Annotated in this window: 19 protein-coding genes and 3 pseudogenes; 13 read left to right on the top strand and 9 right to left on the bottom strand. The window is 47.3% G+C overall.

Annotation, left to right across the window (positions count from 1 at the left end):
- Nucleotides 1–127 precede the first annotated feature (127 nt).
- From A9587_RS19420 to hprR, 3 genes and pseudogenes are all read right to left on the bottom strand, one after another.
- Nucleotides 128–590 (bottom strand): annotated as a pseudogene (locus A9587_RS19420) (tyrosine-type recombinase/integrase); the annotation flags it as partial.
- Between the two features lie 420 nt (nt 591–1,010).
- Nucleotides 1,011–2,369, bottom strand: coding sequence for a heavy metal sensor histidine kinase (locus A9587_RS19410; protein ID WP_105264053.1), 1,359 nt, complete (start codon nt 2,367–2,369; stop codon nt 1,011–1,013).
- Entirely contained in the window at nt 2,369–3,040 is a 672-nt protein-coding gene (hprR, locus tag A9587_RS19405; protein WP_105264054.1) for a response regulator transcription factor HprR, read from the bottom strand. Before hprR ends, A9587_RS19410 begins: the two co-directional genes overlap by 1 nt.
- Before the next feature lie 131 nt (nt 3,041–3,171).
- Between hprR and hiuH the strand changes: the two genes are divergently transcribed.
- The 3 genes from hiuH (at nt 3,172) to msrQ (ending at nt 5,312) form a co-directional block, all read left to right on the top strand.
- On the top strand, nt 3,172–3,585 hold the full coding sequence (gene hiuH / locus A9587_RS19400; protein ID WP_000920117.1) for a hydroxyisourate hydrolase: 414 nt from the start codon (nt 3,172–3,174) through the stop codon (nt 3,583–3,585).
- Between the two features lie 98 nt (nt 3,586–3,683).
- Nucleotides 3,684–4,676, top strand: coding sequence for a protein-methionine-sulfoxide reductase catalytic subunit MsrP (gene msrP / locus A9587_RS19395; RefSeq protein WP_105281943.1), 993 nt, complete (start codon nt 3,684–3,686; stop codon nt 4,674–4,676).
- Nucleotides 4,677–5,312 carry a protein-methionine-sulfoxide reductase heme-binding subunit MsrQ gene (gene msrQ, locus A9587_RS19390; RefSeq protein ID WP_105281942.1) on the top strand — a complete coding sequence of 212 codons (636 nt, stop codon included), beginning with the start codon at nt 4,677–4,679 and terminating at the stop codon, nt 5,310–5,312.
- A gap of 359 nt (nt 5,313–5,671) precedes the next feature.
- On the opposite strand, the gene A9587_RS19385 is transcribed toward msrQ, so the two are convergent.
- Genes A9587_RS19385 through ccdA form a run of 3 tightly spaced genes read right to left on the bottom strand, consistent with a single transcriptional unit; the run spans nt 5,672 to nt 7,004 of the window.
- Nucleotides 5,672–6,478 (bottom strand): site-specific integrase, encoded by an 807-nt coding sequence (locus A9587_RS19385; RefSeq protein ID WP_105265885.1) that lies wholly within the window; start codon nt 6,476–6,478, stop codon nt 5,672–5,674.
- On the bottom strand, nt 6,479–6,784 hold the full coding sequence (ccdB, locus tag A9587_RS19380; protein ID WP_001159871.1) for a type II toxin-antitoxin system toxin CcdB: 306 nt from the start codon (nt 6,782–6,784) through the stop codon (nt 6,479–6,481).
- Nucleotide 6,785: 1 nt separating this feature from the next.
- On the bottom strand, nt 6,786–7,004 hold the full coding sequence (gene ccdA / locus A9587_RS19375) for a type II toxin-antitoxin system antitoxin CcdA (RefSeq protein WP_000813639.1): 219 nt from the start codon (nt 7,002–7,004) through the stop codon (nt 6,786–6,788).
- 596 nt (nt 7,005–7,600) lie between these two features.
- Between ccdA and A9587_RS19370 the strand changes: the two genes are divergently transcribed.
- From A9587_RS19370 to A9587_RS19355, 6 genes are all read left to right on the top strand, one after another.
- Nucleotides 7,601–7,855 (top strand): hypothetical protein, encoded by a 255-nt coding sequence (locus A9587_RS19370; RefSeq protein ID WP_105264033.1) that lies wholly within the window; start codon nt 7,601–7,603, stop codon nt 7,853–7,855.
- Nucleotides 7,855–8,445 carry a hypothetical protein gene (locus tag A9587_RS19365; protein ID WP_097736501.1) on the top strand — a complete coding sequence of 197 codons (591 nt, stop codon included), beginning with the start codon at nt 7,855–7,857 and terminating at the stop codon, nt 8,443–8,445. Before A9587_RS19370 ends, A9587_RS19365 begins: the two co-directional genes overlap by 1 nt.
- A 246-nt stretch (nt 8,446–8,691) precedes the next feature.
- Complete coding sequence (locus A9587_RS25150; RefSeq protein ID WP_236941933.1) at nt 8,692–9,099, top strand: AAA family ATPase; 408 nt, start codon at nt 8,692–8,694, stop codon at nt 9,097–9,099.
- Between the two features lie 15 nt (nt 9,100–9,114).
- The gene (locus A9587_RS25145) at nt 9,115–9,579 is read left to right on the top strand and encodes an AAA family ATPase (RefSeq protein ID WP_336595935.1); all 465 of its coding nucleotides are present in this window, start codon (nt 9,115–9,117) and stop codon (nt 9,577–9,579) included.
- A 76-nt stretch (nt 9,580–9,655) separates the two neighbouring features.
- A complete protein-coding gene (locus A9587_RS25140) occupies nt 9,656–10,264 on the top strand; it encodes a hypothetical protein (protein WP_236941934.1) in 609 nt (202 codons plus the stop codon).
- 194 nt (nt 10,265–10,458) lie between these two features.
- Nucleotides 10,459–11,076 carry a ProQ/FINO family protein gene (locus A9587_RS19355; RefSeq protein WP_105264032.1) on the top strand — a complete coding sequence of 206 codons (618 nt, stop codon included), beginning with the start codon at nt 10,459–10,461 and terminating at the stop codon, nt 11,074–11,076.
- Nucleotides 11,077–11,134: 58 nt separating this feature from the next.
- On the opposite strand, the gene A9587_RS19350 is transcribed toward A9587_RS19355, so the two are convergent.
- Nucleotides 11,135–11,440 carry a DUF6685 family protein gene (locus tag A9587_RS19350; RefSeq protein ID WP_157941550.1) on the bottom strand — a complete coding sequence of 102 codons (306 nt, stop codon included), beginning with the start codon at nt 11,438–11,440 and terminating at the stop codon, nt 11,135–11,137.
- A 498-nt stretch (nt 11,441–11,938) separates the two neighbouring features.
- A pseudogene (gene tnpC, locus A9587_RS19340) lies at nt 11,939–12,886 on the bottom strand (IS66 family transposase); the annotation flags it as partial.
- Between the two features lie 265 nt (nt 12,887–13,151).
- On the opposite strand from tnpC, the gene A9587_RS25135 reads away from it, so the two are divergent.
- The gene (locus A9587_RS25135) at nt 13,152–13,352 is read left to right on the top strand and encodes a hypothetical protein (RefSeq protein WP_105265883.1); all 201 of its coding nucleotides are present in this window, start codon (nt 13,152–13,154) and stop codon (nt 13,350–13,352) included.
- Here A9587_RS25135 and A9587_RS24880 read toward each other — a convergent pair.
- Nucleotides 13,260–13,526: pseudogene (locus tag A9587_RS24880) on the bottom strand (hypothetical protein); the annotation flags it as partial. The gene A9587_RS25135 and the pseudogene A9587_RS24880 sit on opposite strands and share 93 nt — an antisense overlap.
- Nucleotides 13,527–13,595: 69 nt before the next feature.
- Between A9587_RS24880 and A9587_RS24770 the strand changes: the two are divergent.
- From A9587_RS24770 to A9587_RS19315, 3 genes are all read left to right on the top strand, one after another.
- Nucleotides 13,596–13,802: a hypothetical protein gene (locus A9587_RS24770; protein WP_053272777.1), complete on the top strand. Its 207-nt coding sequence runs from the start codon at nt 13,596–13,598 to the stop codon at nt 13,800–13,802.
- Between the two features lie 22 nt (nt 13,803–13,824).
- Nucleotides 13,825–14,121: a hypothetical protein gene (locus A9587_RS19320; protein ID WP_097736367.1), complete on the top strand. Its 297-nt coding sequence runs from the start codon at nt 13,825–13,827 to the stop codon at nt 14,119–14,121.
- 105 nt (nt 14,122–14,226) lie between these two features.
- Nucleotides 14,227–15,048 (top strand): DUF932 domain-containing protein, encoded by an 822-nt coding sequence (locus tag A9587_RS19315; RefSeq protein WP_001234451.1) that lies wholly within the window; start codon nt 14,227–14,229, stop codon nt 15,046–15,048.
- Nucleotides 15,049–15,226: the final 178 nt, after the last annotated feature.

Genomic DNA, 15,226 nt, shown 5'->3' with positions numbered 1-15,226 from the left:
TGCAGGATTTTAATTTCCATAACTGTCTCAAAAGTGACCATAAGCTCTCCTGAATCAGGAGAGCAGATTACCCCCTGGATCTGATTTCAGGCGTTGGGTGTGGATCACTATTGCACCGTTCGTGACAGTTGCGCATGGTTTCGTCGGTCACGGCCCATAATGGTTCACGACGACGGGGCCGGGTGGTGATCATCCAGCTTTCCATCTGCCTGACATAGCTTATATCTGTCAGCGGAACCAGGCGGACTTCATCTTTTGGCGGGCGTCCGCGTCGCGCGCGGACTTTTTCTGACAGCACCCGCACAAATGGTCTTAACCCGTCGAGATCAAACGACTCCGGGGGGCAGCGTTCTGGCTTCTCCGATACGAATACCAGTGTTCCACATAGTGGTGAACAGCATGTGATGTCGCTGGTCGGGCATATACCAGAAGAGGACGCTCACTTCCGGGGTCAGAAGATAGGCCAGGGTGGCACCGGTGGAGGTGGCCATGCCTCGTAATGCCACGGCGGTCGCAAAATCAACGCCCGGGGCGTTCGGCAACAACGAAACGCGTTCTGGTGAATTCTGCAGGGGAATGACATTGTTCATGAGTTATTTTTCACGTAGCACACACACTGTTTATGGATACAGGTATTCTGACCTGAACGCCCGGATCCTTCCACGACAATAAATCGCAGTGCTCGGATCCTTTTGTTTGCTTATCACACATTATTGCGGGTAAAACCATTTTGTGTACATATAACGAGTACACGAGATGTTTATGCAATCCATTAACTTCCGTACCGCACGCGGCAACCTTACAAAAGTACTCAACAATGTTGAAGTCGTGAGCCAGCAATAACGGTCGTACGTAACTGCCGCCGCCTGAAGTGTCTGCCAGGCAGTGATAAACGGTGCTTATGCTGCAGGCAACCAACTGTCATCCTGCCAGATTTCCCCTGCAGCGACAGTTTTCGCCTTCACATTTAGAATATATGCCAACCCCAAAAGATAAATTGTTGTCATAAATTAATATTTTTGTGGTAAGGCGATTCGAAATACATTATTTTCATTTATATAGTGATATGTGGCGCTTCCCCCATGCAATTCGGCAATCGCTTTGACTAAAGAAAGACCAAGTCCCTGACCTGCGGAATGACGCGAGTTATCTCCCCGCCAAAACCTGCGGAAGATTTTTTCCGGCTCATTAATTTTCTTTCCTGGACTGGCGACATCAATATTAAGATATCCGTTGAAATCAAGAAAACTGGTTATATGAATGAGCGATTTTTCCGGTGAATATCGAATAGCGTTAACAATAAGATTCGATAACATTCGTTGTAGTAAAATTTTATCCGCAAAGATTTGCTGATTGCACTCGACCTTAAAACGAATCTCTTTCTCGTCTGAGAGATATTCAAGATAGTCTAACAAATTTCCTGCTTCCTTATTGAGAGAAAGCAAATCCAGTTTCACCAAAACATTGTTTTTATCTGCTCTGGCAAGAAAAAGTATATTCTCTGTTAACCGCGAAATATTTTCCAGCTCTTCAATGTTTCCAGCGATTGTTTTTTGATATTCAGCGATACTTCTTGTTTGGCTGAGCGTGACCTGATTCTGACCAAGTAATGCATTAATTGGCGTTCTAAGTTCATGAGCGAGATCGTCAGCAAATTGACTAAGGCGTTCAAAATCTTTTACTAAAGCATGGTGCATTTTATTCAGTGCCCGCCCAAGAGGTTTTAGTTCACTCGGTAGTGCGCTAACCTCAACAGGTTCACGGGCATCGTTATAATTCAATGCTTCAGTTACACCACTTAACTTTTTGATCTCTCGTAATCCCGTTCTGATTAACAGCGGGCTAAGTACCGAGCACAATATAATGGAGACAATGCAAATTATAATGCTATTGATTTTATACTGTTCAAGCATGTTATGTCTTGCTGAAGCCAATTTAGCTACAGTAACCGTTAATACTGGCGAAATTTCATTAATATTAATTCGCAAAGCATCTATTTCTGTATCATTAATAATACTTCTGTAAATGCCAGCTGCGTTGATTGTCTCAGTCGCAGGTATGTTATTTAACATGTCATCACTGACATTTGTTCGGTTAACAATTTTATTGATGCCATCACCATGAATAATCAAGATATCCTGGCTAACATCCATCATCCGGTTAAAGTACACTGGTAAAGTGTCTGGATTTACTCCATCAATTAGCAACTGCTTGATCTGCGCTGTCCGGTTAATGAGCGTTGTATCATCGCGCCATTTCAACTCACTTGCCAGGCCATTATAGAGAGTCCATACAATTCCAGCGCCAGCTACAGACAGCAGTAATATAAAAAGCAAGGTTAAACGGATGGTTATAGATAATCTTTTCATTATTTTTTTACCACTACGAATGAATACCCCATCCCCCGGATTGTGGTGATTAGTTTTTCAGGAAAAGGATCATCAACTTTTGCGCGGAGCCTGCGAATGGCAACATCCACCGTATTGGTATCACTATCGAAATTGATCCCCCAAATTTCACTCGCAATAACCGTTCTGGGTATAATTTCGCCAGCTCTGGAGGCCAGTAGCCAAAGTAACTGAAACTCCTTGCGCGTCAGAGTAATACTGATATTGTTTCTGCTCACACTTTGGTTGACAGAGTCCATTCTTAACCCGCTGATTTCTAATGTTGAATTCAGGGCGTGATGTTGCCTTAATTGCGCCCGAACCCTTGCCAGCAACTCAGAAAATGAAAAGGGTTTTACCAGATAATCATTTGCTCCACTGTCCAGCCCTCTGACTCTGTCATCGACAGAATCCCTTGCTGTAAGGCAAATAACGGGGGTTTGCTTTGCCGTTCGTAACGTTTGTAAGATCTTCCAGCCATCCATACCAGGAAGCATAATATCCAGAATGATCAATGCATAATCATCCTTCAGCGCAAAATAAAGCCCATCTCTGCCATCAGAAACGGCATCAATGACATAACCCGCTTCTGAAAGCCCCTGCGTTACCCATTGCTGGGTTCTTTGATTATCTTCAATAAGTAGAATCTTCATGAAAATAATATGCCATAAATCATATATTATAGAAACAGCCTGGTTCATTACAAAATTGTAATTCTGCTGTAAGGTTACCCAGACGTTTTTTCGCTATCCTCAAAGCTCATTCACATGACAAGGATATAAACATGTTAAAGCGTTATTTACTACTCTCGGTGGCAACGGCTGCATTCTCATTACCGTCTTTGGTTTATGCCACACAACAAAACATTCTTAGCGTGCATATTTTGAACCAGCAAACAGGAAAACCTGCTGCCGATGTGACAGTCACTCTTGAAAAGAAAGCGGATAATGACTGGTTACAACTTAATACCGCTAAAACAGATAAAGATGGAAGAATTAAGGCGCTGTGGCCCGAACAAACTGCGACCACAGGCGATTATCGTGTCATATTTAAAACCGGGGACTATTTCAAGCAACAAAATCTTGAAAGTTTCTTTCCTGAGATCCCCGTTGAATTTCATATTAATAAACTGAATGAACATTATCATGTGCCTTTATTGCTCAGTCAATATGGATATTCAACCTATCGTGGAAGTTAACTCATAAATATATAGATGCATATCTCTGCTTCTGTCAGGAAAGACGTTTCCTGACAGGTTAGCTCTTGCTGATAAATAACAAAAAATCGTGATGAATTATGAGATTAAAAGAATCTGATATTACCGCCGAGTCGGCTTTTTTTATGCAACGTCGGCAAGTTCTGAAAGCATTAGGTATCAGCGCTGCAGCCCTCTCTTTACCAAACGCCGCCCATGCGGATGTGCTCAGCTGGTTTAAGGGTAACAATCGCCCGCCCGCGCCCGCCGGGAAGCCATTGGAATTCAGCAGGCCTGCTGCCTGGCAAAATAACCTGCCACTGACGCCGGAAGATAAAGTTTCCGGCTATAACAACTTCTATGAGTTCGGACTGGATAAAGCCGATCCGGCGGCAAATGCCGGCAGTCTGAAAACCGATCCGTGGACGTTGAAAATCAGCGGCGAAGTCGCTAAACCGTTAACCCTCGATCATGATGCACTGACCCGTCGTTTCCCGCTGGAAGAGCGGATTTATCGTATGCGTTGCGTAGAAGCGTGGTCGATGGTGGTGCCGTGGATTGGTTTTCCGCTGCACAAATTGCTGGAACTGGCAGAACCGACCAGTAACGCGAAATACGTCGCCTTCGAAACTATTTATGCGCCGGAACAGATGCCAGGCCAGCAGGACCGGTTTATTGGCGGCGGCCTGAAATATCCTTATATAGAAGGATTACGTCTCGACGAAGCGATGCATCCGCTCACGCTGATGACCGTTGGTGTTTATGGCAAGGCGCTACCGCCACAAAATGGCGCACCAGTACGGCTGATTGTGCCGTGGAAATATGGCTTTAAAGGGATTAAATCGATTGTCAGTATTAAGCTGACCCGGGAGCGTCCGCCAACCACCTGGAATCTGGCCGCGCCCGATGAATACGGCTTTTATGCCAACGTCAATCCGCATGTTGATCATCCCCGTTGGTCGCAGGCTACCGAACGGTTTATCGGTTCAGGTGGCATTCTTGATGTGCAACGTCAGCCAACGCTGTTGTTTAACGGATACGCCGATCAAGTGGCGTCGCTTTATCGTGGACTGGATTTACGGGAGAATTTCTAAGTGCGACTGACAGCAAAACAAGTGACATGGCTGAAAGTTTGCCTGCATCTTGCCGGATTTTTGCCGTTTGTCTGGCTGATGTGGGCAATTAACCACGGTGGATTAAGTGCCGATCCGGTGAAAGATATTCAGCATTTTACCGGTCGGACTGCGCTGAAATTCTTGCTGGCGACCTTGTTGGTTACGCCGCTGGCGCGCTACGCTAAACAACCATTATTGATTCGCACTCGCCGCCTGTTGGGTTTATGGTGTTTCGCCTGGGCAACGCTGCACTTAACCAGTTATGCCTTGCTGGAGCTGGGAGTGAATAATCTGACGTTATTGGGTCAGGAATTAATCACCCGACCTTATTTAACGCTCGGAATTATCAGTTGGCTGATTTTACTGGCTTTAACATTCACTTCCACGCAGGCGATGCAGCGAACCTTAGGCAAACGCTGGCAACAATTGCATAACTTCGTCTATCTTGTCGCGCTCCTGGTCCCCATACATTATCTGTGGTCAGTAAAGATTACCTCAATGCAATCAGTAAGTTACGCTGTCCTGGTGTTGCTACTTTTAGGCTTGCGTCATAATAAATGGTTTTCTCTGTTCAAAAAGTTACAGAAGTTGTTTCAACACAAAATTACAACATAATCTGTGCGTCTCCTGCAGACACTTAGGTTACGTGGGCTGGCAGTAAATATTTAATGGAGTTGTCCAACTGGATAACCTAAACAATGTGCGTCAATGGCATGTAAGACGGTACGCTGTGATTTCATATGGCACAGGAGAAAACCGCCGAAGCCCGACGTAAGTCTGTGCGGTCGTCCTTCCGTCCTGCAATGCCATGCGCCCGGTCAGCGATGATAATGCTTCTTTGCGTAGTCGGAGTTGCCAGCGTCAGTAATATAAGACAGTAATCACCATTGTTAGTATAAAGAAATAACCAGGCCTGTCTCCCATCCCTGGGGAGACTTGAGGTATTTCCCATATACAGGCCAGAGTATTTATTCTCAGGATAATTGTTTCAGCATCGCAACCGCATCAGATTCCGGCATCGCAAACTGCACCCGGTGCCGTGCAGCCACATCGAGCGCAAACACCTTCGTGTAGACCTCCGTTGAGCTGATGGACTTATGCCCCATCAGGCTCTGCAGGACCTTCAGCGGTATACCGGCATACAGCATGTGCATCGCATAGGAATGGCGGAACGTATGTGGCGTGACCGGGACAGAGAACGTCACACCATCAGCGGCAGCGGCGGCAACTGCTTCCCCAATCCAGGTCCTGACCGTTCTGTCCGTCACTTCCCAGATCCGCGCTTTCTCTGTCCTGCCTGTTCGTTTATTACGCCGTTCCAGAGGAATTTTCAGTGTTGCCACCATCGTCTGCAGCTGGCTGACGTACCAGGAGTCAGAGAGCGGAACCAACCGGTGAGTCTGCTGACTGGCGGGCATTCTTCCTGCCGTTCTGGCTGCCTTTTCGCTCCGTTGTTTCAGGGTGGCAAGCTGCACAAACGGATACGGAGGCGCGAGCGAAAAATCCCCCCGCGTCAGCGCCAGTGCTTCATTAATACGCGCGCCGGTGTTCCACAGAGTGGCCAGCAACATCTTGCGACGCAGATCCGGGACGTAATGGAGCAGGGCACTCACCTCGGGAGCCAGCAGATATTTCGGCAGTTCATCATGAACCATCGACATCTGGCGGAGTGCCAGCGCTGCCGGATAATCAATGGCAACAGGAAGTTGTGCAGACTGTCCGGCAGAATACACTGCCGGTACCATGACTGCAGACTGGCTGTGTATAACGGAGCCTGACATTTATATTCCCCAGAACATCAGGTTAATGGCGTTTTTGATGTCATTTTCGCGGTGGCTGAGATCAGCCACTTCTTCCCCGATAACGGAGACCGGCACACTGGCCATATCGGTGGTCATCATGCGCCAGCTTTCATCCCCGACATGCACCACCGGGTAAAGTTCACGGGAGACTTTATCTGACAGCAGACGTGCACTGGCCAGGGGGATCACCATCCGCCGCCCGGGCGTGTCAATAATGTCACTCTGGACATCCACAAACAGACGATAACGGCTCTCTCTTTTATAGGTATAAACCTTAAACTGCATTTCACCAGTCCCTGTTCTCATCGGCAAAAGAGCCGTTCATTTCAATAAACCTGGCGACCTCTGCCATCCCTTCCTGATTTTCAGCCTGCCAGCGTTCTGCGCGCAGTCGCCGGGCTTCGTTCTGCATAGTCGTACTGACCAGACCGGAAATATTCACGTCATACGCCTTGAGCAGCTGATAGCTGTCGCTGTCAACTGTCACTGTAATACGCTGCTTCATAGCACACCTCTTTTTGACACGCTTCGGGTATGCATGTCAGTATATATTCTTATTCCGCAAAAATCAGCGCGTAAATACACATACTGTTATCTGGCTTTTAGTAAGCCTTATATATTTTACCTTTCGTTATGTTAACCAATAAAAATTAAAATCTGACTTATAAAAACAAAGCGTAATTACCGGAGAGCCGTTTCCGTCAGATCCGACTTTCCGGAATATCACAACTTTCCGGAAGTGTACCACGCTGAGGAAATCATCATATCGCTGTTTTCCGCCCCTGCGCGGCGCATCACAGGTCAGGGAGATGACACAACATATAGTGTCATGAGCAGATGAATTCAGCACGACATGTTGTGCTGACGGGAGATGGCGCTGTGCAGAGGGAAAGGAAGATCCGTAACTGCCGGAAACCGGATCTGCGCGGCGGGAAACGGGCAAGAAATATGATAATTAAGCAACTTACATAAAATCATATCAGATATGATTTTCATTATTTAAGATAAAACAATATCTGATATTATCAGGAATCAACAACACACAAATCATACAAGATATGATTTTTACCTGTCAGAACATTATCAGATAGAGCGTGCAGGATGGATGAAGAAAGGGGGTTTTCACTCAGCTATGAGCAACTAACCCGATTAGCGGAAAAAAATATCCGTGAATGTGGGCTGGACAGCCAGAGCGCCAGATGCATCAGTGAACTGAAGGCCTCAGCTCTGCTGTGGTTGTGGTATGAACTGGCCATTCATGGTGCGCCACAGAACAATCACGCACAGGCCCGGGAACGCATTGATACCGATTATCAGCGCCTCAAAAAACTCATCTGGCCGGAGGGTGACAGTTAATGACTCAGAGCCGCCGACCGTCGCCACTGCAGCGGAGAGTACTGATTGTGCTGGCTGCCCTTGATGAAAAACGGCCGGGCCCCGTGCTGACGCGGGACATAGAACGGGTGCTGGAGCGAAGCGGGGAAGCCCCGGTCTACGGGCCAAACCTGCGCGCCTCCTGCCGGCGCATGGAAGCATCAGGCTGGCTGCGCACCCTGCGCGCCCCTAATCTGCAGCTGGCTGTCGAACTGACGGATGCCGGGCGTGCACTGTCCGCCCCGCTTCTCGCTGACGAACAGGCGCGCGTCCTGGCGGAGCAGCGCGCGGCAGAAGTCGTCGTACTGCCGCTGGTCCCGGTATCAGGTCCGTCTGCAGACGGCACTTCTGCTACAGATCTGCCGGTGGAGCTGGACGGCATGACGTATCAGGCCTGCCGTGGAGATTTTGTGGTGCGTCTCGACGGCAGCACCTGTCTGCAGTTATGGAATAAAGAAGGCAGGGTGGTACGCCGGGAAGGCGATCCGCTGGAAGTGGCGCTGTGGCTGCAGGCCTGTCACGATGCAGGAATAGAGGTTCGTGCGCAGGTTAATGAAAGCATCACCCTGTAAAAACATACCTGCACGGTTTACACATCATCCCATGGTGGCAGCCGGTTAACTTTCCTGCGCCACCAGTGGATAGGAGATATGATCAGTCATAACATTAAGTCTAAAATTACAGATATCCCAAAAAGTCTGTAGCATAAAAGAGGCATGATGTAGAATACTGTGCCAAATAGAATATTAAAAGGATTTGATATATCCCCTGTTCACAGTTATATGTTTCTGAATTACATGGTGAATCCCCCCAACATAATGCTAGGATTTGAAAATGGCAGAAAAAAGAAAAAAACCATTACTGGTCAAGTCTTGAACTCCATTAAAATTAACAAACTAAAATGTATAAATGGATTAAACGAGATTATTTTTAAACCTCATGCGTTAACCGCAATTTTAGGTCCAAATGGAAGCGGAAAATCAACAATACTCCATGCTATAGCAAGCATATACATGCCTGAAGAAGGTTTCCCCGGTGAAGACCATCGGTTAATGCATTTTTTTCCACGCAGCCCACATGCTGAATGGAACGGCAGTGACTTCATTGTAAATTTAACTTATCGTAAAGATGGGGTAATGATTGAAAATGAATTGAAAAATTATGGAAAAGCTGATGTTCGAGGCTCACGATGGATTCAGATCTATGCTCGTCGTCCTTTAAGATAAGTTTACTATCTTGGCATTGATAAATGTGTTCCTATAATAGAATCAGAAAAAAAGAATAATATTCAGTATGAAACCAGCAGTGTCAGTAATGATTTAATAACAAACATTCTTCATTACGCCTCCTATATACTTAATAAACCATATACAAGTTTCAATCAACATCAACAACCCAATGGAAAAATATTGATTGGAGTTGAGTCAGAGGGAGTGGCCTACTCATCATTAAGTCTGAGCACAGGAGAGCAAAAGATATTTTTAATTCTGGAAACAATATTGAAAGCGGACAAGAACGCATTAATATTAATCGATGAATTAGATTTGCTGTTGCATGACGAAGCATTGAAAAAGTTAATAGACGTCATATCAACTCATGCCGAAGATAAAAATAAACAAATCATCTTCACTACCCATAGAGAAATGGTAACCACTTTATCAGACAAGATAAATTATAAGACACGTCGTAAACATTCAAGGCCGTAGTTATTCATTTGAAGAAACAAAACCTGATGCTATAAACAGATTAACAGGTAAATCAACAACTCCCATTGAAATATATGTGGAAGATGATCTGGCTGTTGCAATAATAAATAAAATATGCTCTTCACTTAAGGCCAGCAGATATGTGAAAATATTTAAATTTGGCGCAGCTTCAAACGCATTCACTCTACTTGCCAGTACACTTATTCGTGGAGATAATCTATCTGATAAACTTTATATTCTTGATGGCAACAAATATCCCACAGAAAATGAAAAGAAAACTGCTCTTGATAAAGTTTTCACCGGCACAGAATCACGAACTTATGAGTTAAAGGCGGCGGCGGAAGGAAAAATAAAACAATTTAATCTTCCAAATGGGGTTAAGCCTGAACAATACATTCATTATCTTATTACAAATGTCCCACTGGACGGATTGGGTGGCGAATATTTAGAAATAATAGAAACAGCAAGGGATATCAGAGTTGAACTTGATGCTCATAATTATATCTCGAACATTTTAACTAAATTGGGCATTGATCGTCCGTCCGGGTTAACACGAGTGATGGATCTGGCCTCCAGGCATCCCGAATGGCATCAGTATGTAAGAGAAGTCACTGACTGGTTACAGCCCGTAGTTTCTGATTTAATGGAACGATTACCTGAGAATGATATAATAGATATAACTTAAAATATCCAACCATCCCAAATGAGCAAATACAAAAAGCTCATTTGGGATAATGATTAATATAATTATGCTGGTTCATTTCATGCCTGTCATAAAAAACAACAAGTTTTGTTCTGTTATTTTCTTAACGAATATATTATGTTAATCGTGAAAATATGATATATATTATTATATAAGAACACATCGTAGAGGTTTTTATGGGTAAATATCAGGAAGAAAAGAAAACCCCCATCATTATAGTGAAAAAACGTCGTACTCTTTCACCCCCTTCCTTATCTGAAGAAACAGGTGTTATCGCACGTTCAGAAACGGTAAAGATGGAAGAACCAGTCTCTGTGGGGAGCAGTTCTCCTGCCGTCGATACTCATCCCCCTGAAGCTTCTGCCAGTAAGAAAAAAAAGAAAAGACGCCGTTTTCCACGCCAGCCTCATTGGACTCATGAATTTACTCACGATTGCGTGGAAAAAGTTAAGTCTCTGTTTCCCCATCTTCGCGCAGAAAGCGGGGGATTTCTTCCACTGAAAATTGGCATAACCAATGATTCTGCCGCATTCCTGACAGAACACCCTGAGACAGAACTGACACTGGATGAATGGTCCTGTGCAATATCCTACATCACCACCCGACAGGTATATCTGCAGCGGACTGCTGTCGCAGGTATCCCTCGTTATGGACTGGATGGACTACCAGCAGGTCAGGTATCAGAATGCGATGCGCAGAATGCCAGACGCTGGCTGGCAATAAGGGAAAAACAGAAGCTAAAGATGAAAACCATGCAGGAACAGACCGCGTCAACCGAAAAAATTGAGCGGTAATTTCATCACGATAACAGCAGGTTACCAACACAATGATATTCATTGTGAAGTATTCCTTTCAGGCCAGCTTATGTGTTTTTTGCAGGCTGCTGGTAGCCAGCAGCTTCAATTGATCCCCAAAATCAGGGAAACCTGCAGTAGCAAGTACATCTGCAACAATGTCTGCTTTGGTATGATCACGTTCAAGCCAAACGAGTTTGAGTTTGGCTCCTGACTTTATAGTAGTGTGCATATTCCGAGGTAATTCTGAATTACCAAATGGGCATTCAAAGGCAATCATCGCCCTGAAAAAGCAGGCTAACCGTTCATCTGCAGGAATAGCAAACAGGTGCCATTGCTGACATAAAGCTGAAACCATCTGCATGTTTACATGGAAGCGACTCAACCTTAGAGGGACCAGATATTCTCCAGTTCCCCCTGTCCTGCAAGGCTATACGATCTGTCAGCAATGAAAATGTGCTGTACGCGGTTGAAGGGTTTACCCGCAGTCGGGCTGTCAGGGCCGCTTACGAACGTGTATGACAGAGTTACATTGTATCGTTCCGGCGAACTCATATTGACGCGTTTTTCGGGCGCGTCATCAGCGATGCACACGAACGATCGCAGTCTGACAATGGTCGATTTATTTTGCTTGCGCAGGGGCGAGCGCCGGGCAGGTACCGGCGGCGGGCTCTGAAGTACTGAGTCGGGTAATTGCGTCAGGTCGTGAAGTACTGACACGGGAATGGTTCCGGGCTGATTCAGGTTCTGCCCCGCTGTCAGCCCGCGTGGTTGCTAGCCTGGCTGATCTCCTGTCGTCAGGCGTTCAATTACCGACTTCAGGTTACAGCCCGGTGCACGAACACCTGACGGCAGGTATCTCTCACCCGGAGAAGGTAAATCCCTCAAGGGGCAGCAACTCTGCCAGTCGCTCCTCTGGCCATTCCGGCAGACGCGTCAGGACGTCTGTCAGCCAGGCATGTGGCTCCAGACCATTACGTTTTGCCGTTTCCAGAAGGCTCATTATCTGTGCCACGCGGTTCCCGGCCATCAGTGAACCGGCGAATAACCACGCTTTCCGCCCCATGACCACCGGGCGAATGGCTCGCTCACAGATATTGTTGTCCAGGGACACAGCTCCGTCACCCAGGAAGCAGCTCAGTTCATCGCGCCGGTTCAGGATATAGTTAATCGCCTTATTTAATGGCCCGTCGGGCGGACAGCACGGCTCCTGCTCTTCAAGCCAGGCAAACAGGTCGTTCACTATCGGCCGGGAGTACCGTTGTCGTCACTGCCGTATTTTTTCCACAGGTCGGTCGCGGATGAGTTTCTCAATGCGGTAAAGGCCGGCGATTTTTCTCAGCGCCATGGCTGCACGGGGCTCCCTGCTGGCCTTATACAGATTTGCGAAGCCGCGTCTTGCGTGGCTCCAGCAACAGGAGGATGTGATACCGGGGTGATTATCCGCCAGAGATTTGTACACGCTGTATCCGTCACTCACCAGCGTGCCACCACGCCAGCCCTGCAGCCAGGCCTCAGGATATCTGAGGGTCCGTCCGGTCTGCGAGTCAAAACAGACGACCGGCGGGCCGCTTCTTTCTCCGCTGACGTAAGCCCACAGCCAGCCGGAGCAGGACTTACCGCCTTTCCGGGTATCAAGGAGCCTCAGGGACGTTTCATCAGCATGAATAACATCCCGTGTCAGAAGCTCGTGGTGTAACAGTTTTGCCAACGGGGCCAGTGCAGCTCCGGCGACACCAACCATATCCGCCATTGTACTGACGGGAACCTCCACCCCCATTCGGGAGAAGATATGCTGCTGGCGATACAGGGAAGTTACGGCAACAATGGCTTACGAATCCGGCGGTAAGTAGCAACCCGGAGGCGGGCGCAGGCCCGCCTTTTCAGGGCTGATGCTTGTCTGACTGCACTGAAGCGCCTTTATAAAGGGGCTGCTGGTTCGCCGGTGGCCCCTTTCTCCTTGCTGGCATTGTATGGGCATGAACAACCAGACTGCCTGGAAGGCTGTTTCCCTCCGGGAACGGGAATGAACGTGCGCCTGCGGCGCTCGTTCTTTTCCCCCGCCTTCTCTGGTTATGGCCTGTCGGAAATTACATCACCTTCCCTGTGATTATTCTCTTTTTCCTCCTGTTCTGACTCTGATTACTGCTGCCCTGATTCCTGTCAGTTTTGTTCTTCTCCTACCTGTGCCTTTCCCGGGCGTCCCCCTGGCGGGGCGGGATGTCGTGAACGGAGCCAGCGAAGCTGTCTCCGCCCTGGCGGGCTTCCATCCCTGACGCCAAACCCCCGGCTTGCAGCGACCGTTCCGGTCGCGCCGCCTCTGTCGCGCCGTGACCTGCGCTCCCGGCATCCCGGCAAAAGGCCGCCGGGATGTGAGGGGCAACGCCGTTTCGCGCACGCGCTCTTCGTCGTTGCGGCGGGCACCTGCCCGTTGTTGTATCCGGTGCCATTCACCTGTTTAAGCCCCTGTCCCCGGGGGCAAAGACAGCCACAACCGTCTCCGCCAGTCCAGGGGTGAAATGCACATCCCACAAAAGTTTTTGCCCGGAAGCAGGCAAAAACTTTTGCGGTCTGCCCCCGGACAGTCGTTTCCGGTCGTGGCAGTGATGCCCCTTGCGGCGAAGGTTCTCAAACGGGTGATGGTTAATACCGGAGGGAACAAACGGCAGGTCCCCGCAAAACGTCAAAACCGCGGCTCCCGAAACTCAACGGGTGATGGGGGCTGAAAACATCAGATACAGAGGAATTATGAGCGCATTTTCTTTTAACACCACTTATCAGCCAACCGGCGATCAACAAAAAGACGCGATCACACAAATCGACATCATGCAGAATCGTGCTGTTCAGGCAAATCTTGCATATCAGAGCAGCCAGGATGCGGAAACGCTGATGAAACAGTTAGGGCAAATCAATGATGAACTGGGGGCGTTGTTGGACAGCGTGGAAAATCACACGCCAGTTATCAGACAAAAAGCCAGTGATTTGAGTGCACTGATGATGCTTTTCAGCCAACAGGCCGGTCAGCCCATGATCAGTCCGGTGTGATGATTTTCTCCCTGATTGTTGTCGATTTGTTAATAACAATCAGGGGGAGGAAATTAAGCGAAAAAATTTTTGACTTATTTTTTCTTTCAGCGAGGAGTGAATATTATGCGACTGGCCTCCCGTTTTGGCCGATATAATTCCATTCGCCGTGAGCGCCCGTTAACGGATGACGAATTAATGCAGTTTGTGCCGTCTGTTTTTTCTGGTGATAAACATGAATCCCGGAGTGAGCGTTATACATATATCCCAACCATCAATATCATCAATAAGTTACGTGATGAAGGTTTCCAGCCGTTCTTTGCCTGTCAGAGTCGGGTTCGTGATTTGGGGCGTCGCGAATACAGTAAACATATGTTACGTCTTCGCAGGGAAGGGCATATTAACGGGCAGGAAGTTCCTGAAATTATCCTGCTTAATTCACATGATGGTTCATCCAGTTATCAGATGATCCCCGGAATTTTTCGTTTTGTCTGCACAAATGGCCTGGTGTGCGGGAATAATTTTGGTGAAATACGCATTCCACATAAAGGCGATATTGTCGGGCAGGTTATCGAGGGAGCATATGAAGTGCTCGATGTCTTTGATAAGGTCACTGATAATATGGAGGCGATGAAAGAAATTCATCTTAACAGTGACGAGCAACATTTATTTGGCAGGGCTGCACTGATGGTCAGGTATGAGGATGAAAATAAAACGCCAGTGACGCCTGAACAAATAATTACTCCCCGTCGTCGGGAGGATAAACAGAACGATCTCTGGACGACCTGGCAGCGGGTTCAGGAGAATATGATAAAAGGTGGATTATCGGGAAAAAGTGCCTCCGGTAAAAATACAAGGACAAGAGCCATTACAGGCATTGATGGTGACATCCGAATTAACAAAGCATTATGGATGATTGCCGAACAGTTCAGGGAGTGGAAGTCATGATAATATAAGTAAAGCCCCGAAAAATTTTTTCGGGGCTTTACTTATATTATCATTATGCGGCATTGCTGTGTCGTCTGATATGCCTCAATTTCATCAACTGGCTTTCCGGTCGTCTGTAAATATTGTGCCCGCGAAAAATGGTCTGGCAGGAGGCTGCGCAGTTACCGGGTATATATAA

It is taken from the genome of Escherichia sp. MOD1-EC6162, from assembly GCF_002965125.1.
GTDB classification, from domain to species: Bacteria; Pseudomonadota; Gammaproteobacteria; order Enterobacterales; family Enterobacteriaceae; genus Escherichia; species Escherichia marmotae.
Note: the sequence above shows the minus strand (reverse complement) of the source record. Positions and strands in the feature narration are given on the sequence as shown.